Source organism: Modestobacter sp. VKM Ac-2982 (assembly GCF_026967935.1).
Classification (GTDB): Bacteria; Actinomycetota; Actinomycetes; order Mycobacteriales; family Geodermatophilaceae; genus Modestobacter.
In genome coordinates this window covers 206410-231365 of sequence record NZ_JAPVBL010000001.1, presented here as the reverse complement: position 1 = coordinate 231365, position 24956 = coordinate 206410, and the positions used below count along the sequence as shown (strand labels likewise).

Annotated in this window: 21 protein-coding genes; 12 read left to right on the top strand and 9 right to left on the bottom strand. The window is 74.0% G+C overall.

The window, feature by feature from the left end:
* Positions 1–54: 54 nt before the first annotated feature.
* Positions 55–1380, top strand: coding sequence for an MFS transporter (locus tag O2W20_RS01180; RefSeq protein WP_269169923.1), 1326 nt, complete (start codon positions 55–57; stop codon positions 1378–1380).
* Here O2W20_RS01180 and O2W20_RS01175 read toward each other — a convergent pair whose 3' ends face one another.
* The gene (locus tag O2W20_RS01175) at positions 1381–2892 is read right to left on the bottom strand and encodes a CCA tRNA nucleotidyltransferase (RefSeq protein WP_269169922.1); all 1512 of its coding nucleotides are present in this window, start codon (positions 2890–2892) and stop codon (positions 1381–1383) included.
* Between the two features lie 42 nt (positions 2893–2934).
* On the opposite strand from O2W20_RS01175, the gene O2W20_RS01170 reads away from it, so the two are divergent.
* The 9 genes from O2W20_RS01170 to O2W20_RS01130 all read left to right on the top strand — a co-directional run bounded on the left by O2W20_RS01170 (position 2935) and on the right by O2W20_RS01130 (position 14709).
* The gene (locus tag O2W20_RS01170; protein WP_269169921.1) at positions 2935–3411 is read left to right on the top strand and encodes an NUDIX hydrolase; all 477 of its coding nucleotides are present in this window, start codon (positions 2935–2937) and stop codon (positions 3409–3411) included.
* On the top strand, positions 3408–5759 hold the full coding sequence (locus O2W20_RS01165) for a DUF6049 family protein (protein WP_269169920.1): 2352 nt from the start codon (positions 3408–3410) through the stop codon (positions 5757–5759). The genes O2W20_RS01170 and O2W20_RS01165 overlap by 4 nt, the downstream gene beginning before the upstream one ends.
* Positions 5760–5992: 233 nt before the next feature.
* Positions 5993–7792 (top strand): murein biosynthesis integral membrane protein MurJ, encoded by a 1800-nt coding sequence (murJ, locus tag O2W20_RS01160; protein ID WP_269169919.1) that lies wholly within the window; start codon positions 5993–5995, stop codon positions 7790–7792.
* A gap of 70 nt (positions 7793–7862) precedes the next feature.
* Positions 7863–9407 carry a protein kinase family protein gene (locus O2W20_RS01155; RefSeq protein WP_269169918.1) on the top strand — a complete coding sequence of 515 codons (1545 nt, stop codon included), beginning with the start codon at positions 7863–7865 and terminating at the stop codon, positions 9405–9407.
* Between the two features lie 60 nt (positions 9408–9467).
* A complete protein-coding gene (trxB, locus tag O2W20_RS01150; RefSeq protein ID WP_269169917.1) occupies positions 9468–10475 on the top strand; it encodes a thioredoxin-disulfide reductase in 1008 nt (335 codons plus the stop codon).
* 58 nt (positions 10476–10533) lie between these two features.
* A complete protein-coding gene (trxA, locus tag O2W20_RS01145; RefSeq protein ID WP_014743508.1) occupies positions 10534–10863 on the top strand; it encodes a thioredoxin in 330 nt (109 codons plus the stop codon).
* Positions 10864–11098: 235 nt separating this feature from the next.
* Positions 11099–12229, top strand: a complete 1131-nt coding sequence (locus O2W20_RS01140) for an N-acetylmuramoyl-L-alanine amidase (RefSeq protein WP_269169916.1) — start codon at positions 11099–11101, stop codon at positions 12227–12229.
* 36 nt (positions 12230–12265) lie between these two features.
* Positions 12266–13708, top strand: coding sequence for an aminotransferase-like domain-containing protein (locus O2W20_RS01135; RefSeq protein ID WP_269169915.1), 1443 nt, complete (start codon positions 12266–12268; stop codon positions 13706–13708).
* Positions 13705–14709, top strand: a complete 1005-nt coding sequence (locus O2W20_RS01130) for a D-alanine--D-alanine ligase family protein (protein WP_269169914.1) — start codon at positions 13705–13707, stop codon at positions 14707–14709. Before O2W20_RS01135 ends, O2W20_RS01130 begins: the two co-directional genes overlap by 4 nt.
* A 37-nt stretch (positions 14710–14746) precedes the next feature.
* Here O2W20_RS01130 and O2W20_RS01125 read toward each other — a convergent pair whose 3' ends face one another.
* The 8 genes from O2W20_RS01125 to rpmH form a co-directional block, all read right to left on the bottom strand.
* Positions 14747–15790 (bottom strand): ParB/RepB/Spo0J family partition protein, encoded by a 1044-nt coding sequence (locus O2W20_RS01125; protein WP_269169913.1) that lies wholly within the window; start codon positions 15788–15790, stop codon positions 14747–14749.
* Positions 15791–15857: 67 nt separating this feature from the next.
* Complete coding sequence (locus tag O2W20_RS01120) at positions 15858–16973, bottom strand: ParA family protein (RefSeq protein ID WP_269169912.1); 1116 nt, start codon at positions 16971–16973, stop codon at positions 15858–15860.
* A gap of 76 nt (positions 16974–17049) precedes the next feature.
* A complete protein-coding gene (gene rsmG / locus O2W20_RS01115; RefSeq protein WP_269169911.1) occupies positions 17050–17688 on the bottom strand; it encodes a 16S rRNA (guanine(527)-N(7))-methyltransferase RsmG in 639 nt (212 codons plus the stop codon).
* Between the two features lie 74 nt (positions 17689–17762).
* Positions 17763–18404 carry a Jag family protein gene (locus tag O2W20_RS01110; RefSeq protein ID WP_269169910.1) on the bottom strand — a complete coding sequence of 214 codons (642 nt, stop codon included), beginning with the start codon at positions 18402–18404 and terminating at the stop codon, positions 17763–17765.
* A 90-nt stretch (positions 18405–18494) separates the two neighbouring features.
* Positions 18495–19598: a membrane protein insertase YidC gene (gene yidC / locus O2W20_RS01105; RefSeq protein WP_269169909.1), complete on the bottom strand. Its 1104-nt coding sequence runs from the start codon at positions 19596–19598 to the stop codon at positions 18495–18497.
* A complete protein-coding gene (gene yidD / locus O2W20_RS22730) occupies positions 19591–20019 on the bottom strand; it encodes a membrane protein insertion efficiency factor YidD (protein WP_269169908.1) in 429 nt (142 codons plus the stop codon). The genes yidC and yidD overlap by 8 nt, the downstream gene beginning before the upstream one ends.
* Positions 20016–20408 (bottom strand): ribonuclease P protein component, encoded by a 393-nt coding sequence (gene rnpA, locus O2W20_RS01095; RefSeq protein WP_269169907.1) that lies wholly within the window; start codon positions 20406–20408, stop codon positions 20016–20018. The genes yidD and rnpA overlap by 4 nt, the downstream gene beginning before the upstream one ends.
* A 1-nt stretch (position 20409) precedes the next feature.
* Positions 20410–20547, bottom strand: a complete 138-nt coding sequence (gene rpmH / locus O2W20_RS01090; protein ID WP_036333061.1) for a 50S ribosomal protein L34 — start codon at positions 20545–20547, stop codon at positions 20410–20412.
* Positions 20548–21266: 719 nt separating this feature from the next.
* Between rpmH and dnaA the strand changes: the two genes are divergently transcribed.
* Positions 21267–23039 (top strand): chromosomal replication initiator protein DnaA, encoded by a 1773-nt coding sequence (dnaA, locus tag O2W20_RS01085; RefSeq protein ID WP_269169906.1) that lies wholly within the window; start codon positions 21267–21269, stop codon positions 23037–23039.
* A gap of 742 nt (positions 23040–23781) precedes the next feature.
* Positions 23782–24942, top strand: coding sequence for a DNA polymerase III subunit beta (gene dnaN, locus O2W20_RS01080; protein WP_269169905.1), 1161 nt, complete (start codon positions 23782–23784; stop codon positions 24940–24942).
* Positions 24943–24956 lie beyond the last annotated feature (14 nt).

The following is a 24956-nucleotide window of genomic DNA, read 5'->3' as shown; positions in this document are numbered from 1 at the left end:
CTGACCACCGGACGTCGGGTGCCCGCCGACCGCGGGCGACGTAGTGTGGCTGGGATGCAGCAGGCGCCCACGACCGTGCGTCACCTCCTGCTGCGTGGTGACTTCCGTCGGCTGCTGGCCACCCGGCTGTCCTCCCAGTTCGGTGACGGCGTCTTCCAGGCCGCCCTGGCCGGCACGGTGCTCTTCAACCCCCAGCAGGCCACCGACCCGATCGACGTGGCCGCCGGGTTCGCCGTCCTGCTGTTGCCGTACTCGCTGGTCGGTCCGTTCGCCGGGGTGTGGCTGGACCGCTGGAGCCGCCGGCAGGTGCTGCTGGTCGCCAACGTGGTGCGCGCCGTCCTCGTGGTCGTGGTCGCCGCGCTGATCCTGCTGGGGGTCCAGGGCCCCGGGTTCTACGTCGCCGGCCTGCTGGTGTTCTCGGTCAACCGCTTCGTCCTGTCCGCGCTCTCCGCCGGGCTGCCGCACACCACCGATGCGCCCTCGCTGGTCTCGGCCAATGCGCTGTCCACGACGGCCGGCGCGGTGGCGGCCGTGCTCGGCGGCGGGGTCGCCATCGGCGCGACGGCGCTGACCGGGTCCGGGAGCGGCGGTTACGCCGGCCTGGCCCTGGCCTCGGCGGTGCCCTACCTGGTGGCCTCCGCCATCGTCTCCCGCTTCACCCGCGGCCACCTGGGGCCCGACCACCTGACCCTGGCCGCCACGGTCAGCGCCCGGGACGTGCTGCACGGGATGGTGGCCGGTGCCCGGCACATGCTGGCGCACCCCCCGGCGACGGCGATCCTGTCGGTGATGGCGGTGCACCGGCTGATGTACGGGCTGCTGACCCTCATGACGTTGCTGCTGTACCGGAACTCCTTCGCCGAGGACACCGGGCTCTTCCCGGGTGGGCTGGCCGGCCTGGGCCAGGTCCTGGCGGCCGGCGCGGCGGGCACCCTGCTGGCCGCCGCGGTGACCCCGTGGGCGGTGCGCCGGTGGGGCAAGGCGGCCTGGGTGGTCGGCCTGCTGGTGCTCGGCGGCACCGGCCAGCTGGTGCTGGGCGGGGTGTTCCGGCCGGCGGCGATCGTGGCCGCCGTCCTCACCCTGGGGTTCGTCGCGCAGGGCATCAAGATCTGTGTCGACACCACGCTGCAGGAGGCGGTGGACGACGACTTCCGCGGCCGGGTCTTCTCCGTCTACGACACCCTCTTCAACGTCACCTTCGTGGTGGCCCTGCTGGCCGGGGCGTTCCTGATGCCGGCCTCGGGGGTGAGTTGGGCGCTGCTGATCGGGATCGCCGCCGGCTACCTGCTCACGGCCGTGGCGTTCAGCCGCTGGGCACGGGCCGAGGCCCGCCGCACCGACGACGCCCCGCTGGCCCTGCGGGTGTCGCTTACCCCGTAGTCAGCTGACCGGGCCGCGGGCCCGCCACCAGGCGAGCAGTTCGGCCTCGGCCTCCTCCGGCTCCAGCGGCCCGCGCTCCAGCCGCAGGTCCTTGAGGAAGCGCCACGCCTCGCCGACCTCGCGGCCCGGCGGGATGTCCAGCAGCTCCATGATCCGGTTGCCGTCCAGGTCCGGCCGCACCCGGGCCAGGTCCTCCAGCTCCGACAGCTCGGTGATCCGCTGCTCCAGCGAGTCGTACGTCGCCGACAGCGCCGCCGCCCGCTTCCGGTTGCGGGTGGTGCAGTCGGAACGGACCAGCTTGTGCAGCCGCGGCAGCAGGTCACCGGCGTCGGTGACGTACCGGCGGACGGCGGAGTCGGTCCACTCGCCGCGGCCGTACCCGTGGAAGCGCAGGTGCAGGAAGGTCAGCCGGGACACCGCCTCGACGACGTCCTTGGGGTACTTCAGCGCCAGCAGCCGCTTGCGCACCAGCTTGGCGCCGACCACCTCATGGTGGTGGAAGGAGACCCGGCCGCGGGACTCGTGCCGGCGGGTGGCCGGCTTGCCGACGTCGTGCAGCAGCGCCGCGAGCCGCAGGACCAGGTCGGGGGACTCGGCCTCCGGGTCCGCCTTCTCCAGGGCGATCGCCTGGTCCAGCACGGTCAGCGAGTGGACGTAGACGTCCTTGTGCTGGTGGTGCTCGTCGATCTCCATCCGCAGCGCGGCGAGCTCGGGCAGGACGACGTCGGCCAGCCCGGTGGAGACGAACAGGTCCAGCGCCGGGCCGGGAGCGTCGTTCAGCAGCGTGCGGGAGAACTCGTGCTGGACCCGCTCGGCGGTGATCCGGCCGAGCTCGGGGGCGAGGGCGGTCATCGCCTCGACCACCTCGTCGTCCGGGGTGACCCCCAGCTGGGCGACGAAGCGGACCGCGCGCAGCATCCGCAGCGGGTCGTCGGCGAAGGAGTCGACCGCCCGGCCCGGGGTGCGCAGCCGCCGGGCCAGCAGGTCGCCCAGCCCGCCGAAGGGGTCGGTGACCGTGCGGTCCGGCCCGAGCGAGACCGCCATCGCGTTGACGGTGAAGTCGCGGCGGGCCAGGTCGTCGGTGAGCGAGGTGCCCCAGGCGACCTCCGGGTTGCGGGACTCCCGGTCGTAACGGTCGGCCCGGAACGTGGTGATCTCCACCCGCTCGCCGCGCACCTCGGCCCCGACGGTGCCGAAGGCGATGCCGGTGTTCCACGTGGAACTGGCCCAGCCCCGCAGCACCTCCAGGGTCTGCTCGGGCCGAGCGTCGGTGGTCAGGTCCAGGTCACCGGTGGGCAGCAGTTGTCCCGTCCCGGCCGCCAGGAGGGCGTCGCGCACCGAACCGCCCACGAGGTGCACCTCGTGACCTGCGGCGGTGAACCGCTCGCCCAGGGCGACCAGCACGGGGGAGACCTCGACGAGCTCCCGCACCGTCTGCTGCACCGCCGCGGGGACGGGCTCGGGCGGTGGGGTCGGGCCGGAGGGGGCGCGACGCGACGGGTCGGTTGACACGACGGTCGAGGGTAGTGCCGTGCCGCGCGCTACCCTGCTGGCATGGCTGGAACGGGCGGGCGGCAGCGCCCCGGCCGCCGGCTGCGTCGGGTCGACGAGACCTCCGCCGGAGGGCTGGTGGTCGCAGACGACGAGGTCACCGGGCCGAGAGCCGCCCTGATCGGCCGCACCGACCGCCGTGGCCGCCTGCTCTGGTCCCTGCCCAAGGGGCACATCGAGCAGGGCGAGACGCCGGAGGACACCGCCGTCCGCGAGGTCGCCGAGGAGACCGGCATCATCGGCCAGGTCGTCGCCCCCCTGGGCATCATCGACTTCTGGTTCGTCGCGGACGGCCGCCGCGTGCACAAGACGGTCCACCACTTCCTCCTCCGGGCCATCGGCGGCGCGCTGTCCGACGCCGACGTCGAGGTCACCGAGGTCGCCTGGGTGCCACTGACCGAACTGGGCGGACGACTGGCCTACGCCGACGAGCGCGCGCTGGTCGAGCGCGCGCCCGGCCTGCTGGCCGACAGCGCGTGACCCGGCGGGTCGCCGGCCGCGCCGACGGCCGCCCCAACACCTCCGCACCGAGGACGACGCCGACCGGTGGCGGCCGGGAGGGCGGTCGTCGACTGGTGCTCGGCGCCCTCGCGACCGTCGTCACCGGCCTGCTGGGCGTCCCGGGCACCGCGCACGCCGCGCCGGGCGACCCCGACAGCTCCACCGGCTCCTCGGCCGACCGGCCACTGGAGCTGACCGTGAGCCGGCTGGAACCGCGCACCGTCACCCCCGGTGCCGCCGTCGAGGTGACCGCCACCCTCCGCAACGACAGCACCGAGACCTACGACGACCTGGAGGTGCGGCTGCAGCGGGGCGAGGTGCTGACCACCCGCTCCGGGCTGGCCGCCGACCTCAGCCGGCCGGGCGAGCACACCGCGGCGACCACGCCCTTCGTCGAGGTGCCCGGTGCCGACGAGCTCGAGCCCGGAGAGGCCGTCACGTTCAGCTACTCGACCCCGGCCGAGGCCCTGCAGCTCACGGCCGACGGCGTGTACCCGCTCCTGTTCAACGTCAACGGCACCCGCGCGGACGGGGTCACCGAGCGGGCGGCCGAGCTGGCCACGCACCTCGTGGTGCAGCCGGCGGTCTCGGAGACGGCTCCGCAGGCCCGGACCGAGGTCGCCTGGCTCTGGCCGGTCACCGACCGTCCGCACCGGGACGCCACCGGGGCCTTCACCGACGACGCGTTGGCGGCCCAGGTGGACGACGGCGGCCGGCTGGACCGCATCCTGGAGACCATCGAGCAGCTCCCGCGCACCACCGGTGCGACCGCGGCCGAGACGGTGCCCGCCGTGCCGGTCACCCTCGCCGTCGACCCGGCGCTGCTGGAAGAGCTGGCGGCCATGGCCGCCGGCCCCTACCTGGCGGGCGGCGAGGAGGGCACCGGCACCGCGGACGCGGCCGGGCTGCTCGAGCGACTGCGCCGGGTCGCCGCCGACCACGACGTGGTGGCCCTGCCGTACGCCGACGTCGACGCCGACGCGCTGGTGGCGGCCGGTGAGCCCGAGGCGCTCCTGCGGGCCCTGCCCGGCGCGGGCACCGTCCGGCAGCCCAGCACCGCCGACGGGGCTCTCGTCCCGACGCCGGCGGCGGGCGCCACCCCCACCGGGGCCGGAGCCGCGGTCGTCGAGGAGGTGCTCGGGGTCCAGCCCCGCACCGACCTGGCCTGGCCGGCCGGCGGCACCGTCGACGAGGGCACCCTGACCACCCTGGGCACCGGCGGCGTCGGCACCGTGGTGCTGGCCGAGGACGGGCTGACCGACGGCAGCCAGGCGGTGGGGGACGACGGCGACCCGGCGGCTGCCCGCGGCGTGCTGGAGACCACCGGTGGGCCGGTCACCGCGCTCGTCGCCGACGGGGAACTGGCCGAGGCCGTCGAGGCCGCCACCCTGCGACCGGAGGCCGGCCGGCTCGTGGAGCAGCGTTACCTGGCCGAGCTCGCCGCGCTGCACGCCCAGCAGGCGGACGGCGCCACCTCCACCGTGCTCGTCGCCCCGCCCCGCTGGGTCGACCCCGACCCGGGCACCGTGGCCGCGATGATGACCGACACCGCCACCCAGCCGTGGCTCGCCCCGGTGTCGGTCGCGGCCCTGGCCGACCGCCCGGCCGCGGAGGTCGGGGAGCTCACCGGCACCGACCCGGACGTCCGGCTGCCGACCGCGACGATGGCCGGGATCGTGGAGACCTCGGGGGTGCGGGACGACTTCGCCGCCGCCGTGGTCGGCGACGCCGACGAGGCGCTGGCCGGCTACGACGCGGCGATCGCCCGGGCGGCGTCCGCACAGCGGCGGGGCGACCCGGAGGCGCTCCAGGCCGCGGTCACCGACCTGCAGGGCACGGTCGCCCGGCTCCGCGAGCAGGTCAGCCTCGTCTCCCCGGCGGACGGGACCTACACCCTCGCCTCCACCGACGCCCCGCTCGTGCTCACCGTGCGCAACGACCTGCCCTTCGCCGTCGACGTCCGGCTGGACCTGCAGAGCCGGCGCAACGTCGGGCTGGTCACCGAGGACATCGGCGTGCAGACGCTCGAGCCGGAGTCGCTCACCACGCTGGAGGTGCCGGCCGACGTCCAGCAGTCCGGCGGGTTCGCGGTCACCGCACGGCTGACCACGCCGGCTGGTGGCCCGCTGGGCGAGCCGGTGCAGCTCCAGGTGCGGAGCACCGCCTACGGGCCGGTGACCCTGGCGATCACCCTCGGCGCCGCCGCGCTGCTGGCCCTGCTCTTCCTCCGCCGGGCGGTGCGCTTCGTGCTGCGCCGCCGGCGGGGCGAGCCGGCACCGACCCCGGACCCGGCAGCCGGTCCGCCGCCGGCCCGGAGCCCGGTGTGAGCGGCCCACCGGCCGGCTCGGAGGACCAGCGCGCCGGGACACCCGGCGGGCGACCCCGGAGACCGGCGCCACTGCCCCCGCCGCCGTACCGGGGAGCACAGCCCGGCTCGGCGGCCAACCCGCCCGCCCCCGTCCCGGCCCCGGTGGTCGGCAACCGACCCGAGGCCCTGGCCCCGCCGGTCCCGCCACGACCGCTGCCACCACCGCCCGCCGGCTACCCGGCAGCGCGCCCGGTGGGTGACCCTGCGTCCGGTGACGGCGCCCGCCGGCGGGCCGCGCTGCCCCCGGTCCCGCCGCCGGCCCGGCCCCGGCGGTTCGTGCCGGGTCCGGACGACACCCAGCTCATCCCGGTCATCCCGGCGGTGCCCCGCTACCTCGAGGACGAGCCGGAGGACACCGACGTCCGCCAGGGCCGCTCGGGGGGCAGCAGCGGCATCCTGCGCGCGGCCGGGACGATGGCCGTCGCCAGCCTGGTCTCCCGGCTCACCGGCTTCCTGCGCACCGTGGTGCTCACCGCCGCCCTGGGCTTCGGCCTGGTCGGCAACGCCTACACGGTGGCCAACACGCTGCCCAACATCGTCTACGAGCTGCTGCTCGGCGGGGTGCTGACGTCGGTCGTCGTCCCCCTGCTGGTCACCGCCCAGGAGCGGGACGCCGATGGCGGCGTGCGGTACACCCAGCGGCTGCTCACCCTGGCCACCGTGGGGCTGGCCGTGCTCACCGTCGTCGCCGTGCTCGCGGCACCGGCGCTGACCTGGCTGATGGGCATCCGGGAGGACCCGGGACAGGTCGAGCTGGCCAACTGGCTGGCCCGGATCCTGCTGGTGGAGATCGTCTTCTACGGGATCGGTGCGCTGGCGACGGCGGTGCTCAACTCCCGGCAGGTGTTCGGGCCGCCCGCCTGGGCACCGGTGCTCAACAACGTCGTGGTCATCGCCACCGGCGCGGTGTTCCTCCTGGCGGCCGGGCCGGGCGACCTGACGCCGGTCACCATCACCGCCTTCCAGGTCTGGCTGCTCGGCATCGGCACCACCCTGGGCATCGCCGTGCAGGCGTTCGTGCTGCTGCCGCTGCTGGGCCGCAACGGTGTGCCGCTGCGGCCCCGCTGGGGGCTGCGGGGCACCGGCCTGGCCGAGGCCGGCACGCTCGGGCTCTGGGTGATCGGCTACGTGCTGGTGAGCCAGGTCGGCGTCGTCGTCGCGAGCATCGTGGCCAACGAGGCCGCCGACGCCGGCGGCCTCGGGCCGATGGCGTTCGCCAACGCCAGCCTGCTGTTCCAGATGCCCTACGGGATCATCGGCGTCGCGCTGCTCACCGCCCTCCTGCCCCGGATGAGCCGGGCAGCCGCCCGGCACGACATGGACGGCGTCGTCGCCGACCTCTCGCTCGGCACCCGCCTGTCGGCGACCGGGCTGCTGCCGGTGACCGCCCTGCTGGTGGTCCTCGGCCCAGCCGTGGGCATCGTGGCCTTCGCCCGCGGCAACGCCGACGTCACCGACGCCCGGCAGGTCGGCGTCGCCCTCGCGGTCGGTGCGTTCGGCCTGCTGCCGATGGCGGTGACGCTGCTGCAGCTGCGGGTGTTCTACGCCATGAAGGACGCCCGGACGCCGACGCTCATCCAGGTGGCGATGGTCGCCGTCCGGGTGCCGCTGCTGCTGCTCGTGCCCGTGCTGGTCGACCCGGAGCGCGTCGTGGCCGGTCTGATGATCGCCACGAGTGCCACCTACGTCGCCGGCTGGGTCGTGGGCGCCATCGCCCTGGACCGCAAGCTCGGGGTGCGGGCCAGCGCCGAGGCCGGCACCACCGTGCTCCGGATGGGCGCCGTCTCGGCCGTCGCCGGGGCCCTCGGCTGGGCCGCCGTCTCGCTCGCGGGCAGGTCACTGGGCACCTCGGTACCGGGCTCGCTCGGGACGGTCGTCCTCGGTACCGTGGTCATCGGCAGCGCGGTCGTCGCGGGTGCCGTGATGGCCGGTGTCCCGGAGCTCCGGGGCGTCCTGGCCGGGGTCCGGGCTCGACTCGGGCGCTCACGGTGACCGACGGCCTCGCGGCCGGAACCGGGGACGCCGTTCCCGGCCGAGAGTGACCAGGGGGTCGGCAGCGTCCGTGACGTCGACGACAACCGGCCTGCCCGATCGCTACCGCCCGCTGGACCAGGTGGCGCCCGACGAGGAGACGCCCACCGGGGTCATCCGGTCCTGGCGCGCCCGTGACCGGGTGCTCAACCGCGACGTGGCCCTGCGGGTGCACACCCCGGGCGGCCCGGCCGCGCGCGAGTGGATCAACCGGGCGCTGACCGCCGGTGGGCTGGCCACCCCCGCACTGGCGATGGTCTACGACGCCGCCGAGGGCACCGGCCGCAGCGAGCCCGGCGGCGCCGCCTACGTCGTCAACGAGTGGATCGAGGGCATCCGGCTCTCCGACCGGCTCGCCACCGACGGCCCGCTGTCCGAGCGGGAGGCCCGTGCGGTGGTCCGCCGGCTGGCCGAGGGGGTCGCCGAGGCCCACCGGGTGGGTCTGGCCGTCGGCGGCCTCACCCCCGAGCACGTCGTCCTGCGCCCCGGCGGCCTGGTGGGCCTGCTGTCGGTGCCGGCCGCCGTCGGCACCGAGAAGGGCGACATCACCGCGCTCGGGGCGCTGCTGGAGCTGTGTCTGACCGGCGGCCGCCCCGACGAGATCGCCTCGACCGACCTCGCCGCCCTGGTGCGCCGGGCCCGCTCCACCGACCCGGCCACCGGCCTGTCGAGCGTCAGCACGATGGTGTCGCTGCTCGCCGACCGCCCGCGCACCGGCCCGCAGGAGGCCGCTCGGCGCGAGGTCGACGAGGAGGAGCCGGTCCGGATGGGCCGGCACCGCCTCCCGCCGGTGCCCGGGGCGGCCCTGCCGCGCCCGCTCTCCGCCGGACCGGGCAGCCACCGGGCCGAGGACGAGGACGACCTCGTCCTCGACGAGACCTTCGCCGCGGCGGACGGCGACCCGGCGGACACCGAGCCGGCGCCGTCCGCCCGGCGGCGGCTGGCCGTGATCGGGTTGCCCCTGCTGGCGCTGGCGCTGGTCGTCGCCATCGGCTGGTGGTTCGGCACCAACGTGCTCTCCGTGGCCGGCAGCGTCGAGGGCGGTCCGACCGGGTCGACGCCGCAGCCGAGCGTCACCGCAGGGGCCGACCCGGCCGAGGAGCCGGCTGCGGCCCCCCCGGCCGTCGGGGCCCCGGTGCCCATCACCGGCGCCACGGTGTTCGACCCGTTCGGCGACGGGGAGCCGGAGAACGACGACGACGTCCCGCTGTCCTACGACGGTGACGTGAGCACCGCGTGGTCGACGCTGAACTACCGGGGCTCGGCCGACTTCGGGAACCTCAAGCCAGGTGTCGGCGTCCTGTACGACCTGGGCAGCGAGCAGACGGTCGGTGGGGTCGCGCTCCGGACCACCCAGCCCGGGGCGACGGTCGAGGTGCGCACCGGCGGCTCACCGGACGCCGCACTGGAGTCCTTCCCGGTCGCCGCCTCGGGAGAGCTCACCGGCGACGACGTGCTGGCCTTCGGCGAGCCGGCCACCACCCGCTACGTGCTGGTCTGGGTGACCGGCCTGGTGCCCGTCGACGACGGCTTCAGCGCCGACCTGGCCGAGGTCACCGTCACCGCAGCCGGCTGACCGCCCCCCGGGAGGGGTCAGGCCGGGAATGCGCGTCCTAGGCTGGCCGTTGTGCGCCCCGTGACGACGAACCAGCCGACGCCCGGTCCCGCGGTCTCGACCGACGGGCCGCCCGCCATCCCCCCGGCGGAGCACGACGGGATCCGCGACCTGATCATCATCGGGTCCGGTCCCGCCGGGTACACCGCTGCCACGTACGCCGCCCGCGCGAACCTGCACCCGCTGGTGTTCGAGGGCTCCCAGTTCGGCGGCGCCCTGATGACGACCACCGAGGTCGAGAACTTCCCCGGCTTCCCGGAGGGCATCCAGGGCCCCCAGCTCATGGACGACATGCGCACCCAGGCCGAGCGCTTCGGCGCGGAGTTGGTCGCCCGGGACGTCACCGAGGTCGACCTCACCGTCGACCCCAAGGTGGTCAAGGTGGGCGACGAGGTGCACCGCGCGCACGCGGTGATCGTGGCGACCGGCTCCAAGTACCGCTACCTCGGACTGGACAACGAGCAGCGCCTGCTCGGCCGCGGCGTCTCCGCCTGTGCCACCTGTGACGGCTTCTTCTTCCGCGACCAGGACATCGTGGTCGTGGGCGGTGGCGACTCGGCGATGGAGGAGGCCACCTTCCTCACCCGCTTCGCCAAGTCCGTCACCGTGGTGCACCGCCGCGAGGAGCTCCGCGCCTCGAAGATCATGCAGAAGCGCGCACAGGACAACGCGAAGATCCGCTGGGCGCTGGGCAAGCAGGTCACGGACGTGCACGGCGACACCACGGTCGAGGCCGTCGAACTGACCGACATCGCCACCGGCACGACCGAGAAGATGCCGGTCAGCGGCCTGTTCGTCGCGATCGGCCACGACCCCCGCACCGAGCTCTTCGTCGGGCAGTTGAAGCTGGACGACGAGGGGTACGTGGTGGTCGACCACCCGACGACCCGCACCACCATCGATGGCGTGTTCGCCTGCGGCGACGTCGTCGACCACATCTACCGGCAGGCGATCACCTCGGCCGGCACCGGTGCCGCCGCGGCGATCGACGCCGAGCGCTGGCTCGCCGAGACCTTCGACGAGCGCTGAACCAGCGACTGCGCAGAACCACAGACTGCACCGTCCCCTCTGAACAAGGAGCAGCACCATGGCAGGCAAGAACACCGTGACCGTCACCGACGCGAGCTTCGCCAGTGACGTCCTGGGCAGCGACAAGCCCGTTCTGGTCGACTTCTGGGCCGAGTGGTGCGGGCCGTGCAAGATGGTCGCCCCCGTGCTGGAGGAGATCGCGGCCGAGCACGCCGACAAGTTGACGATCGCGAAGCTCAACATCGACGAGAACCCGCAGATCGCCCGCGACTACCAGGTCATGTCGATCCCGACCATGACGGTCTTCCAGGGTGGCAAGCCGGTCAAGAGCATCATCGGCGCCAAGCCCAAGGGCGCCATCCTCTCGGACCTGTCCGACTACCTCTGATCCCGTCGGGCCGGGTACCGGCCGACGGGAGGCCGTGCCCCGCCACGGCGTCCGAACCACGGTGAGGCCCGCCCGTCCCCCCGGACGGGCGGGCCTCGTCCGTTCCGGCTTGCCGCTCACCCGGAGGGGGGCAGCGGACAACCCGGTGCACTGCTCGATCGTGCACACCCGCCACAATCGTCTCCAGCGTCACCCACCGGCCACCCCGACCCGAGCGAGGAGCGACGACCTCCGCATGGACGTCCTGCGACCTGGCAGCACCGGCCCCGCCGTGGCGGAGGTGCAGGCCATGCTCCGTTCCCTCGGCCTGCTGGCCGACGAGCCGGCGCGACCGGAACGGCCCGAGGAGTCGGCCTACGACGCAGCGACCGAGCTCGCCGTCCGGCACTTCCAGCAGGTGCGTGGGCTCTCCGTCGACGGCCGGGTCGGTGACGAGACCTACCGCGCCCTGCACGAGGCCCGCTGGTCGCTGGGCGACCGGCTGCTGCGGTTCGACCCCGAGCGGCCCACCCGCGGCGACGACGTCCGCCGGCTGCAGGAGCTGCTGCTGGAGCTCGGCTACGACGCCGGCCGGGCCGACGGCATGCTGGGCGCCGACACCGAGCTGGGGCTGCGGGCCTTCCAGCGCGACTACGGGCTGACCGCCGACGGCACGTGCGGTCCGGCCACCCTCCGGGCGCTCAAGCAGCTGGGCCGCCGGGTCACCGGCGGTCGGCCGCAGTTGCTCCGGCAGAGCGCCTACCTCGTCGACTCCGGGCCGCACCTGATCGGGCGGGTCATCGTCATCGACCCCGGCCACGGGGGCGACGACAGCGGGTACACGGCCGGGGAGACCACCGAGTCCGACCTGGTGTTCGACCTCGCCTCCCGGATCGAGGGCCGCCTGGCCGCCGCCGGCGCCACGGTCTACCTCACCCGCGGCCGCACCGTCGACCCGACCGCCGAGGACCGCACCGCCTTCGCGAACCAGGCCCGCGCCGACCTCTTCCTCTCCCTGCACATGGAGGCCCACGGGTCGGCGCACGCCCGCGGTGTCGCCAGCTACTACTACGGCACCGGATCCGGCGCGAGCTCCACGGTCGGCGAGGAGTTCGCCAACCTGGTGCGCCGCGAGGTCATCGCCCGCACCGGGATGCTCGACTGTGGCTCGCACCCCAAGACCTGGGACATCCTGCGGATGACCAGGATGCCCGCGGTCCGGGTCGACTGCGGCTACCTCTCCCACCCGGTCGACCGGCTGCTGCTGCTGGACGCCCGGTTGCGCAGCACCGTCGCACAGGCGGTCGTGGCCGCCGTCCAGCGGCTGTTCCTGCCCGCCGACGCCGACCCGCCCACCGGCACCTTCCTGCTGCCCGCCCGCGGCTGAACGGCCGGTCCGGGGTCGGGGCATAGACTTCCAGGGGTGACCCCTCCTGTGCCCGGCCCCTCGGTCGGAACCGGTCAGGCCGGGGCGCACTCCAGCGGTGCGTCCCCGCACGTCTCCCCGCGGCACCCGCGGCTGGACCCGCTGGCAGACCGGTACGCAGCACGCACCCACGGCATGAAGAGCTCGGAGATCCGGGCGCTGTTCTCCGTGGTGAGCCGCCCCGAGGTCGTCTCGCTCGCCGGCGGCATGCCCGCCGTCACCGCCCTGCCCCTCGACGCCGTCGGGTCGATGATCGGCGAGCTGGTGTCGGGGATGGGCGCCCAGACGCTGCAGTACGGCTCCGGCCAGGGCGACCCCCGGCTGCGGGAGCGGATCTGCGACGTCATGGCGCTGGAGGGCATCACCGACGCCTCGCCCAGCGAGGTGGTCGTCACCGTCGGCTCCCAGCAGGCGCTCGACCTGGTCACCCGCGTGTTCGTCGACCCGGGTGACGTCATCCTCGCCGAGGCGCCGTCCTACGTCGGGGCGCTCGGGGTCTTCCAGGCGGCCCAGGCCCAGGTCCGGCACGTCGCGATGGACGACGACGGGCTGATCCCCGAGGCGCTGGAGGAGGCCCTGCTGGAGTGCCGGGCCCGCGGCGACCGGGTGAAGTTCCTCTACACGGTGCCCAACTTCCACAACCCCGCCGGCGTCACGCTGAGCGAGCCGCGCCGCGAGGCGATCGTCGCGATCGCCGAGCAGTACGACCTGCTGGTCATCGAGGACAACCCGTACGGGCTGCTCGGCTTCGACCAGGAGCCGATGCGCGCCCTGCGCGCCCGCAACGAGCACCGGATCATCTACCTGGGCTCGTTCTCCAAGACCTTCTCCCCGGGCCTGCGCGTGGGCTGGGTGCTCGCCCCGCTGGCGGTGCGGGAGAAGCTGGTGCTCGCGACCGAGGCCCAGGTGCTCTGCCCGCCGTCGCTCACCCAGTACGCCGTGGCCCGCTACCTGGACACCCAGCCCTGGCGCGAGCAGATCAAGGTCTTCACCGAGCTGTACCGCGAGCGGCGCGACGCCACGCTGGAGTCGCTCACCGCCCTCATGCCGCCGGGCACCAGCTGGACGAAGCCGGATGGCGGGTTCTACGTCTGGCTGAAGCTGCCGCACGGCCTGGACGCCAAGTTGATGCAGCCCCGCGCGGTCGCTGCGCACGTCGCCTACGTGCCCGGGATCGGCTTCTACGCCGACGGTGGCGGCCGGGAGCACATGCGGCTGTCCTACTGCTATCCCGAGCCGGACCGGATCCGGGAGGGCGTCCGCCGACTGGCCCGGGTCATCGAGGCCGAGCTGGACCTGCACTCCACCTTCGACGCCGTCGACACCGGGACGTTCCGGGCGGTCGGCCCGGCCACGACCCGGCCGGCCAGCGGCCGACCGACCCCGCCACCGGTGATCGGGCCGGCGAACAGCGACCAGAGCGAGGACCGTCAGCCATGACCGACCAGGCGGCCGCACCGGTGGCGGCACCCGGTGCTCGGACGACCCCGCTGCGGGCCCTGGTGCTCGCCGGCGGGCTCACCTTCGAGCGGGAGGTCAGCATCAACTCCGGTGGGCAGGTGGTCGAGGCGCTGACCCGGGCGGGGGTGGAGGCCGAGATGCGGGATGCCGACGCCGAGCTGCTGCCCGGCCTGGCCGCCGCACCGGCCGACGCGGTCTTCATCGCCCTGCACGGCGCCACCGGCGAGGACGGCGCGCTGCGGGCCGTGCTCGACCTGGCCGGCGTGCCGTACGTCGGCTCCCCGGCCGCGGCCTGCCGACTGGCCTGGGACAAGCCCGCCGCAAAGTCGGTCGTGCGCACCGCCGGCATCTCCACGCCGGACTGGGTCGCGCTCCCGCACAGCACCTTCCGGGAACTGGGTGCCGGCGCCGTCCTGGACCTCATCGTGGCCCGGCTCGGACTCCCGCTGATGGTGAAGCCCGCCTCCGGTGGCTCCTCGCTCGGCGTGCAGAAGGTCAGCCGGGTCGAGGACCTCCCGGCCGCGATGGTCAGCTGCTTCGCCTACGGCGACACGGTGATGGTGGAGCGGTTCGTCGACGGGGTCGAGCTGGCCCTGTCGGTGATCGATCTCGGGGACGGCCCTGAGGCGCTGCCAGCGGTCGAGATCGCCCCGGAGTCCGGCGTCTTCGACTACACCTCCCGGTACACGCCCGGGATGACCGAGTACCACTCCCCGGCGCGGGTCTCCGACGAGGTCGCCGCCCGCGCCGCGGAGGTGGCCCTGCGGGTGCACGAGGTGCTGGGGCTGGCGGGTCTGTCCCGCACCGACGCGATCGTCACCCCGGACGGCGAGGTGCAGTTCCTGGAGGTGAACGTCTCCCCGGGGTTGACCGAGACGTCGATGTTCCCGATGGCCGTCGAGGCGGCCGGCTACACCCTCGGCGACGTGCTCGGTCGACTGCTCGCCCGAGCGGCCGCCGAGGGGCCGATCACGGGATGACGAGGTGCTGGTTACGTCTGTGACGTAACCGGCACCGTCAGTCCTGCTGGCTGCGGCCGGTGATGTCCGGGGCCATCATCCCGACGATCCGCTGCAGATCGTCGACCGAACCGAACTCCACGACGATCCGGCCCTTGGCGCGACCGATCTGCACCTTCACCTTGGTCTCGAAGACGTCCGACAGCCGCCCGGCGAGGTCCTCGACCCCCGGGGCGCTGATCTTCCGCGCGGAACGGCGCGCTGCGGTGGGGGAGTCGGCGACCGCCATCGCGACGGCCTCCTCGGTCGCGCGGACCGACATGCCCTCGGCGACGATCCGGGTGGCCAGTGCGTCCTGCGCCTCGGCCTCGGGGAGACCGAGCAGCGCGCGGGCGTGACCGGCCGAGATGACGCCGGCGGCGACGCGGGTCTGCACCTTCACCGGCAGCTTCATCAGCCGGATGGTGTTGGTGACCTGGGAGCGGCTGCGCCCGATCTTGCTGGCCAGCTCCTCGTGGGTGGCGCCGAACTCCTCGAGCAGCTGCTGGTAGGCGGCCGCCTCCTCCAGCGGGTTCAGCTGGACCCGGTGGATGTTCTCCAGGAGGGCGTCACGCAGCATCGCGTCGTCGGTGGTGTCCCGGATGATCGCGGGCACGGTCGCCAGACCCGCCGCCCGCGAGGCGCGCAGCCGCCGCTCGCCCATGATGAGCTCGTAGCGGCCGTCGCTGGCCTCCCGGACCACGATCGGCTGCAGGAGCCCGAACTCTCGGATCGAGTGGGTGAGCTCCTCCAGCGCCTCGTCGTCGAAGACCTGCCGCGGCTGCTTCGGGTTCGGGACGATGTCGTCGACCGGGAGCTCGCGCAGCTGCGCGCCGGGCACACCGGCGACCTCCTCGAGGGCGCGGCCCGGGAGCTCGTGCACCGACGCCGTCCGGGCGGGCAGCCCGGCGGGGGTGGCCCCGGCCTGGCCGACCGCGGTGGCGGCGACCTCGGCTGCTTCTGCGGCCTCCGCGGCGCGAGCCGCCGGGGTCGCCGTGGGAGCCGGTGCACTGGTGGGGATCAGAGCCGCCAGGCCCCGCCCCAGACCGCCGCGCTTGGTCACTGGTCCTCCTCGCTGATGCCCGGTGTCCGCAGACGCGGCTCGGGAGTGGGAATGGGGCGCACCGGGGTCACGTCGCGTGCCGTCCGCGCGGGGCGGGGGCCGTCGCACGCTCACCGAGCACCAGCGCCGCCACCGACGGCGGCCCGCCCGCCGGCGGCGGCGGCCCACCCACCGGCGGCGGGTAGACCGGCGTGGGGACCGGTGGCGGGGGAGGAGGCTGGGTGATCGGCTGCGCCGTCGAGGCGGGCAGGGCCGCCCCCCGGCGGGCGAGCTCGCGGGCTGCCTCCACGTAACTGGTCGATCCGCGGGACCCCGGGTCGTAGGTGAGCACCGACTGCCCGTAGCCCGGCGCCTCGCTCACCCGGACGTTGCGCGGGATCACCGCGGTGAGCACCAGCTCACCGAAGTGGTTGCGGACCTCGTCGGCCACCTGGTCGGCGAGCTTCGTCCGGCCGTCGTACATGGTGAGCAGGATCGTGCTCACCGAGATGCCCGGGTTCAGGTGGGCGCGCACCAGGTCGATGTTCGAGAGCAGCTGTCCGAGCCCTTCCAGGGCGTAGTACTCGCACTGGATGGGGATGAGCACCTCGTCCCCGGCCACCAACGCGTTCAGCGTGAGCAGCCCCAGGGACGGCGGGCAGTCGATGAGGACGTAGTGCGGGCGTTCCTCGGCGGGGAGCTCGTGCAGGTAGCTCTCGATCGAGCGCCGCAGCCGGTGCTCCCGCGCCACCACGGAGACCAGCTCGATCTCGGCGCCGGCCAGGTCGATCGTCGCGGGGACGCAGAAGAGGTTCGGGCTCGCCGTCGTCGGGTGGGTGACCTCGGCGAGGGTGTTGTCCCCGACGAGTGCGTCGTAGATCGACGGAGTGCCCACGGTGTGCTCCACGCCGAGAGCGGTGCTGGCGTTTCCCTGGGGGTCGAGGTCGATGACCAGCGTGCGGAGCCCGTACATGGCCAGCGCGACGCCGAGGTTCACCGTCGAGGTCGTCTTCCCGACCCCACCCTTCTGGTTCGCGATCGTGACCACCCGGATCCGGCCGGGTGCCGGGAACGGCTCCTGGTCGGCGGCGTGCAGCACCCGGGTGGCCCGCATCGCCTCCATGGCGATCGGGCTGTCGAAGTCGGGACCGACCGGCAGATCGGCAGCGAGACTGTTGCGCAGCCGCTCGCCAGGGTCCGTCATCGGTGCGTCCTCCTCACCACCGTGTTCCACGTGGAACAGGGTGCGGTCGCCACGGCGAGTTCCACGTGAAACGGGCTCACCCTGCCGAGCGCCCGGACCGGGAGCTGCCAGCGCGCGTCATGAGCACCACGGTAGTGGCTGCAGCCCCGAGCTCGACACCGACTGCCCGCGTGTGCACGTCCCGCATCCCGGCCGCCTCCAACTCGGGCACCAGCGCGGGCACCTCTGCCGCTGCCCGCGCACCGACGAGGGCGATCAGCTGCGTCCCCGGGGCCAGCAGCCCGCGACACCAGCCCACCAGTCGGGGCAGCGGCGCCACCGCCCGTGCGGTGACCACGTCCACCGGCCCGACCGCCCGGACGACCGATCGTTCCTCGGCGCGCCCGCGGACCACCCGCCAGGGAGCGCCCAGCTCCGTCACGACGTCCTGGAGGAACTCCACCCGGCGGGCCATCGGCTCCACCAGTGTCAGCGTGAGGTCCGGGCGGGCGAGCGCCAGCGGCACCCCGGGGAGCCCGGCGCCGCTGCCCACGTCGACCACCCGGCTGCCCTGCGGCACCACCTCGGCCAGTGCGGCGCTGTTCAGCACGTGGCGGTCCCACAGCCGGGGCACCTCACGGGGCCCGATCAACCCACGGACCACACCGTCACCCGCCAGCATGGCCACATAGCGCCCCACCTGGTCCACCGCAGGACCGAACAGCGAGGCGGCCACGGCCGGTGCTTCCGGAACAGCAACGTCCTGATCCCCGGTCGAGGCTGTCTCCTCGGCCGGGCCGTCCCCGTCGATCACCGGTCCGGCAGGACCACGACGCGCCGGTTCGGCTCCTCGCCCTCCGACTCACTGCGCACGCCGGTAGCGGCGGCGATGACGTCGTGCACGACCTTCCGCTCGAACGGGTTCATCGGCGCGAGGCGCTCGGGGGCCCCGCTCTCGGCGACCCGCTCCGCCGCCTCGGAGGCGAGGCTGGTAAGGTCGGCCCGCCGCTTGGCCCGGAAGCCGCCGATGTCGAGCATCAGGCGGCTGCGGACGCCGGTCGCCTGGGCCACCGCCAGCCGGGTCAGCTCCTGCAGCGCCTCGAGCGTCGCGCCGTCCGGCCCGATGAGGGTCTTCAGCTGGCCGCCGACGACGGCGACCGAGGCACGGTCGCCCTCGACGTCCAGGTCGATGTCGCCGTCGACGTCGAGGATGTCGAGCAGTCGCTCCAGGTAGTCACCGGCGACGTCGCCCTCGCGGACGAGCAGGCCGTCCCCGCCCTCGTCGGCGTCCTCGTCGGTCCCGTCCTCGACGTCGATCGGCTCGACGACGGCGTCCGAGGACGCCGGGTCGGCGTCGGGCAGCGCGGGGTCACCGCTCCCGCCGGCCGGCGTCAGCAGGGCGTCCGAGATCGCCTCGGACGTGGCCACGGTGTCGTTGTCGGATGCACTCACGGAGTCCTCCAGGGTCGTGCAGGCGGCCGGGCGAGCCCGGTGGTCAGGGGGCGGGCACGCCGCAGGCTCACGCCCGGGTGCCGCAGCCGGTCAGCGGCGCTTGCGTTTGCCTCGGTTGGCGGGGCCGGCCGAGGACCGGCTGCCCGAGGACCCCGTCCGTGGGCGGGCACCGCCGCCACCGGGGGGCCGGCCGTTGGCCGAGCCGCCCGACCCGTGCCCGTCGCCCGTGGCGGGGGTCGCACCCGCCGGCGGGACCTCGGCCGCGCCACCCTCGCCGTCCACGGTCGACGCCGGGGGCGCGGACGCGGGACGGGTGCCTGACTTGGGGCGGACCGGCTTCGCACCCGGCTTGGGGGCGAGGGTCTTGGGGTCGACCTGCGGCTTGTCGGCGGCCGCCTTGGCCAGCGCGGCCGGCGAGCCGGGCGGGGGCAGCTTCTTCAGGATGTAGAACTGCTGGCCCAGGGTCCACAGGTTGTTGGTGAACCAGTAGAGGAGGACGCCGATCGGGAAGAAGAAGCCGGAGACGAAGAGGCTCAGCGGCATGCCGTAGAGCAGCAGCTTCTGCACCATCGCGGCCTGACCCTCGACCGGGCCGGAGCGCCGCATGATCTGCTTCTGCGTGAAGAAGGTCGTGAAGCACATGATCACGATCAGCAGGAACGCGACGATCCGGATGTTGGTGTAGCCGACCCCCGGCAGCGCGAGGATCAGCTGCTCCTTCTCCCCGGTCATGTTGAACGAGGAGGAGATCGGTGCGCCGAACAGCTGGGCCGAGGCAGCCTGGTCGGTGAGGGTGTCGTCCCAGCTGTAGAGGCCGTCCTTGCCGGGGGCGATCCGGCGCAGCACGTGGAAGAGCGACAGGAAGATCGGGATCTGCGGCAGGATCGGCAGGCAGCCGGCGAGCGGGTTGACCCCGCGCTCCTTGTTCAGCGCCATCATCGCCTGGCTGAAGCCCTGCTTGTCGCTGCCGTACTGCTTGCGGAGCTTCTGGATCTCCGGCTGGATCTCCTGCATCGCCCGCTGGCTCTTCACCTGCTTGACGAACAGGCGGAACAGCAGCACGCGGATGGTGACGACCAGGAAGACGATCGACAGCGCCCAGGTGATGCCGCTCGCCGGGTCGAGGAACGTGGAGAACAGTGCATGCCACTGCTTCATCACCCACGCGATCGCGGTGTACAGCCAGTCAAGCAACGCCAGCCTCCTGCTGCGCAGACCGGCGCGGAGCCGGCGGGGTGGCACGGTCGGGACGACGAGTGCCGTCAGCCGTCGGCGCGGTCGCCGCGGACGGTGCCGGCGGTTGCGCCGCTGTGCACGACGAGTGGGTGGGCTCAGCGGTTCCTGAGCCCGGTTCGTGACCTGCGTCGCCGGGGGGCGCAGCGTCCCCGCGCCGGGGTGGGACCAGGTCGACGCCGCCCCGGTGCCAGGGTGCGCACTTCGCCAGCCGGCACACGGCGAGCCAACTGCCCCGTCCGGCGCCGTGCACCTCGATCGCCTCGGCCGCGTATGCACTGCAGCTGGGCTCGAAGCGACACCGCGGCGGGAACGCCGGGCTGATCGCGCGCTGGTAGAAGCGGACGGCGGCCAGCAGCCCGCGGGCCGGCGAACCGGTCACGGCCGCCGACTCCGGGAGCCGCGGTCGCCGAGGACCCGGTCGAGACCGGCGTCCAGGTCGCGGCTCAGCACGGCCGAACCGGCGTCGGCCGCCTCCGGGCGGGCCCGGATGACGAGGTCCGCGCTCGGCGGGAGCCGGTCCAGCCGGTCGCCGACCAGGTGTCGGAGCTGGCGGGTGACCCGGTGCCGGCAGACGGAGTTGCCGACGGCCTTGCCGACCACGAAACCGGCCCGCGGCCCGGTCGCAGGGTCCGAGGGACCCCCGACCCGGGCGACGGGCCGTTCGGAGAGGTAGTGCACCACCAGGGTCGGCCGCCCGGCACGCCGGCCGGACCGCACGACCGCGGTGAACTCCGGCCGCCGGCGCAGGCGTGCCTGCGCAGGCAGCACCTCAGGCGGAGAGCTTGTTGCGACCCTTGCCGCGGCGGGCGGCGAGGATCGCCCGCCCGGCCCGGGTGCGCATCCGCAGCCGGAAGCCGTGGGTCTTGGCCCGGCGACGGGTGTTCGGCTGGAACGTGCGCTTGCTCACGAGAGACTCCCACTGCTGACGACGTCGGTGCGGCGCGGACCCGGTCGGGCAGCGCACGCGCGGGGCCGGGCAGGTCGTCGGCCCCGGTTGCTCCCGGGCCCTGCGACCGTCCCGGGCTCCCGAGGCTGGTCTGCTGCGCAACGGGCCCGACGTTCACGCCCCACGAGCTGGGACGTGCACCGACTCCCGTGCACAGACTCCGACCAGCATAGCCGAGACCTGGCGGGTCCTGGTCTGCTGGCCGGACCCGTCATGGTGCACCGCAGTCGGAGCCCTCCGGCGAAGGACACGCCGCGACCGGCCAGCGCGCCGCTGCCGTCGTCGTTGCCCGCCTGTGGACGGGGCTGTTAGCGTCGCCGTCGCTCCGGGTCGGACGACCGGGCGCCGGTTCTCCTGCCGACCCCGTCGGCCGACCGCTCTCCGGACCCCTCTCCGATCGCCCGCTGTCCGGGCGCTCACCAGCCACGACGTCGTGACCGGCAGCGCGCACGCCGGTCCCCCGGACCAGGTGTCGCCGAGCGTGCACAGACTGTGGACACTCGTGTGGACACAGCAGCCCTGGACGTCCACAGCTGGGGACCCGGCGGGGGATCCAGCGATCCACCGACATCCGTCCCACCTGTGGACGACGGCTGCGGGGCCGCACCGAGGCTCCGGGGCCACACCGGACGCAGCGCACTGTAGACAGAGCACCGAAGGCACGGGAAGGGACACAGTCGATGGCCGACGATCCGGTCGACCTGGCGACGGTCTGGGACCAGGCCCGCGAGCGGCTCGCCAGCAGCCTGACCCCGCAGCAGAAGGCGGTGCTCAACCTCACCCGGCCGCTCGGCCTGTTCGAGGACACCGCCGTGCTGGCCGCGCCCAACGAGTTCACCCAGACGGTGCTCGAGTCCCGCATGCGCATGGTGCTGGCCGAGGCGCTGTCCGCCGAGATCGGCCGGGACATCCGGGTGGCGGTGCAGCTGGAGGACATGCCGCTGCCGCCCACGACCCCCGAGGCGCCTCGGCTGAGCGCCGAGCCAGAGGTCCGTCGCTGGCCCAACGCCGAGCAGGACCGGCTGGACCAGGACCGCCTCACCCAGGACCGGCTGGCGCACGACCGGGCCTCGGAGGAGCTGGCCGCCCGCGAGCGCGCCGCGCACGACCGGGCCGCCGAGGACCGTGCCGACCGGGACCGGGTCGACGACGGGCGCAGTGCCTTCGGGGTGCGCGCCGACGCCGCCCGCGCCGAGGCGTGGCTGCCCGAGTCCGGGGACGGCCGCGACTGGTCCCGCGGGTCGGCCGGCGACGACCAGTCCGATGGCGCACCTCGCCGGCTGGCCCCCTGGGACCGCGACCCCGGGGACGCCGCCGGCCGCGACCAGGCACCGGAGGACGACCGCCGTCCGGCCGACCGCGCCGGGCGCGGCGGTGGCGCCGTCCCGCTGTTCGCCGACCGCCGCCCCGCCGGCCTGGACCCGGGCCTCAACGCCAAGTACGTCTTCGACAGCTTCGTCATCGGCAACAGCAACCGGTTCGCGCACGCGGCCGCCGTGGCCGTCGCCGAGGCGCCGGCGCGGGCCTACAACCCGCTGTTCATCTACGGCGACTCCGGGCTGGGCAAGACCCACCTGCTGCACGCGATCGGGCACTACGCGGCGCGGATGTTCCCCAACGTGCGGGTGCGGTACGTCAGCACCGAGGAGTTCACCAACGAGTTCATCAACCTGGTGCACTCCGGCCGGGCCGAGGACTTCCGGCGTCGCTACCGGGACATCGACTTCCTGCTGATCGATGACATCCAGTTCTTGGAGCGCGCCGAGCGGACCCAGGAGGAGTTCTTCCACACCTTCAACACGCTGCACAACGCCAGCAAGCAGATCGTCATCACCTCCGACCGCGCGCCGAAGAAGCTGACGACGCTGGAGGACCGGCTCCGCACCCGCTTCGAGTGGGGCCTGATCACCGACGTCCAGGCACCCGACCTGGAGACCCGCATCGCGATCCTGCGCAAGAAGGCCTACGGCGAGCGGCTGCAGGCGCCGGACGCGGTGCTGGAGTTCATCGCCAGCAAGGTGCAGACCAACATCCGCGAGCTCGAGGGCGCGCTGATCCGGGTGACCGCCTTCGCCAGCCTGAACAAGCAGCCGGTCGACCTCGCGCTGGCCGAGATGGTCCTCAAGGACCTGATCAGCGACGAGCAGGGCCCGCAGATCACCGCGGCGATCATCATGGCCGCGACGGCCGAGTACTTCTCGGTGACCATGGAGGAGCTGCAGGGGGCCAACCGCAGCCGAACCCTGGTCAACGCCCGGCAGATCGCGATGTACCTGTGCCGGGAGCTGACCGAGCTGTCGCTGCCCCGGATCGGGGCCTCGTTCGGCGGCAAGGACCACACCACGGTCATGCACGCGGTCAAGAAGATCACCGGCCTGATGAGCGAGCGCCGCGCGACCTACACCCAGGTCACCGAGCTCACCGCCCGGATCAAGAGCCGCGCCCGCTCCTGACGACCGGCCGTGCTCGGCCCCCTCCGGGCTGAGCACGGCCGCCGCACGGCCTGCCACCGACCGGTCACCGGTCCGGTGGCCCTCCCGCGTGCCTCGACGGCTGTTGCGAGGGTGCCCTGACAGCCGGCCGGATGCGTCCCGTGTCTCCTTGTCCCCAGATCTGTACACAGCCTGGGGAGAGCGGGAGTGCACGGACCACGGCCGGGCGGATCCCGCAGCCAGCCGCATCTGTGCAGGTCGAGCAGGTGCGCCCGGGCGTCGCCGTCCCCCAGGTGTCCACAAGTCGCCCACCGGGGCCGGTGGACAGCACCCTGCGCCCACACCGGATGGGGACGGACCTGCGGGTGGAGGGGGGACGCAGGGTGGAGAGCGCACGGCGACGGTGCACGGCGGTCGAGTTGTCCACGTGTCGACACAGGAGGACGCCCACCGGCCCACAGCGGGCCAACAGGCCCATTCGGGGGATGACCTGCAGGAAGAGGTCCCGTCCCCAGGATCCACACCTGTGATGACGAGGATGAGCTATATCTCCCAGGTGTTCTCGAACCACACTCTCGGTGGGGACGGGCCGGATCGGGGGGCTGCGCCACCCCGACCGGCGGGCGACCAGGAAGCCGGTTCCTGGCGCTGAAGTGCAGCTGTGACCAGGGGACTGGTCACGCAGGGGGGCCGGCAGGAGAGGATGGGCGCCGCACACCGCCCGGCAGCAGCCGGCGCAGACGAACGTGGGGTGGATGACGAGATGAAGTTCCGGGTGGCACGTGAGGTGCTCGCCGAGGCCGTGGCATGGACGGCGCGCAGCCTGCCGCCGCGGCCGTCGGTGCCGGTGCTCGCCGGGATCCTGCTGGAGGTGGAGGGCGGCCAGCTCGCGGTCTCGGGCTTCGACTACGAGGTCTCGGCGCGGTCGGAGGTCGACGTGCAGTCCACCGAGGCCGGCCGCGCGCTCGTCCCCGGCCGGCTGCTCGCCGAGATCACCCGAGCCCTGCCGCCGCACCCGGTCGACGTGGTCGCCGAGGGGGCCCGGCTGGCCATCAGCTGTGGCAACGCGAAGTTCAGCCTGCCCACGCTCCCGGTCGAGGACTACCCGTCCCTGCCCTCGATGCCGTCCACCGCGGGGGTCGTGGACAGCGACGCCTTCGCCGAGGCCGTCGGCCAGGTCGCCGTCGCCGCCGGCCGGGACGACACCCTGCCGATGCTGACCGGCGTCCGGCTGGAGATCGAGGACGACCTGGTCACCCTCGCCGCCACCGACCGGTACCGGCTCGCCGTCCGGGAGTTCGCCTGGCGTCCGGAGACCCCGGGCCTGTCCGCCGCCGTCCTGGTGCCCGCCCGCACGCTGGCCGATGCGGCGAAGACGCTGACCAGCGGCCCCGAGGTGGTGCTCTCGCTGGCCTCGGGCGGCTCCGGGGAGGGCATCCTCGGCATGTCGGGCAAGGACCGCCGCACCACGACCCGCCTGCTGGACGCGGAGTTCGTGAAGTACCGCGCGATCATGCCCAGCGAGTCCTCGTCCTTCGCCACGCTGCCGGTCGGGCTGTTCACCGACGCCGCCAAGCGCGTGGCCCTGGTCGCCGAGCGCGGCACCCCGCTGCGCTGCGAGTTCACGCCCGGGCAGGTCACGCTGCGGGCCGGTGGAACCGACGACGAGGGGCAGGCCGAGGAGCGCTGCGACGTCGAGTTCGACGGTGAGCCGCTGACGATCGGCTTCAACCCGACGTTCCTGCTCGACGGCCTGGCGGCGGTGCACACCGACCGCGCCCGGATGGACTTCACGACGGCGCTGAAGCCGGCCGTGCTGTCCGGTGTCGACGAGCCCTCCGCCGACGACGAGGGCAACGGCAAGCCGGCCGAGCGGGCCGGGTCGTACCGCTACCTGATCATGCCGGTGCGGCTGCCCGGCTGACAGCGGGCCCGGCG

Coding starts and splice junctions, on each gene's coding strand:
- O2W20_RS01180 (WP_269169923.1), top strand. CDS start 55: ATGCAGCAGGCGCCCACGACCGTGCGTCACCTCCTGCTGCGTGGTGAC.
- O2W20_RS01170 (WP_269169921.1), top strand. CDS start 2,935: ATGGCTGGAACGGGCGGGCGGCAGCGCCCCGGCCGCCGGCTGCGTCGG.
- trxA (WP_014743508.1), top strand. CDS start 10,534: ATGGCAGGCAAGAACACCGTGACCGTCACCGACGCGAGCTTCGCCAGT.
- O2W20_RS01140 (WP_269169916.1), top strand. CDS start 11,099: ATGGACGTCCTGCGACCTGGCAGCACCGGCCCCGCCGTGGCGGAGGTG.
- O2W20_RS01130 (WP_269169914.1), top strand. CDS start 13,705: ATGACCGACCAGGCGGCCGCACCGGTGGCGGCACCCGGTGCTCGGACG.
- O2W20_RS01120 (WP_269169912.1), bottom strand. CDS start 16,973: ATGACGGACCCTGGCGAGCGGCTGCGCAACAGTCTCGCTGCCGATCTG.
- dnaA (WP_269169906.1), top strand. CDS start 21,267: ATGGCCGACGATCCGGTCGACCTGGCGACGGTCTGGGACCAGGCCCGC.
- dnaN (WP_269169905.1), top strand. CDS start 23,782: ATGAAGTTCCGGGTGGCACGTGAGGTGCTCGCCGAGGCCGTGGCATGG.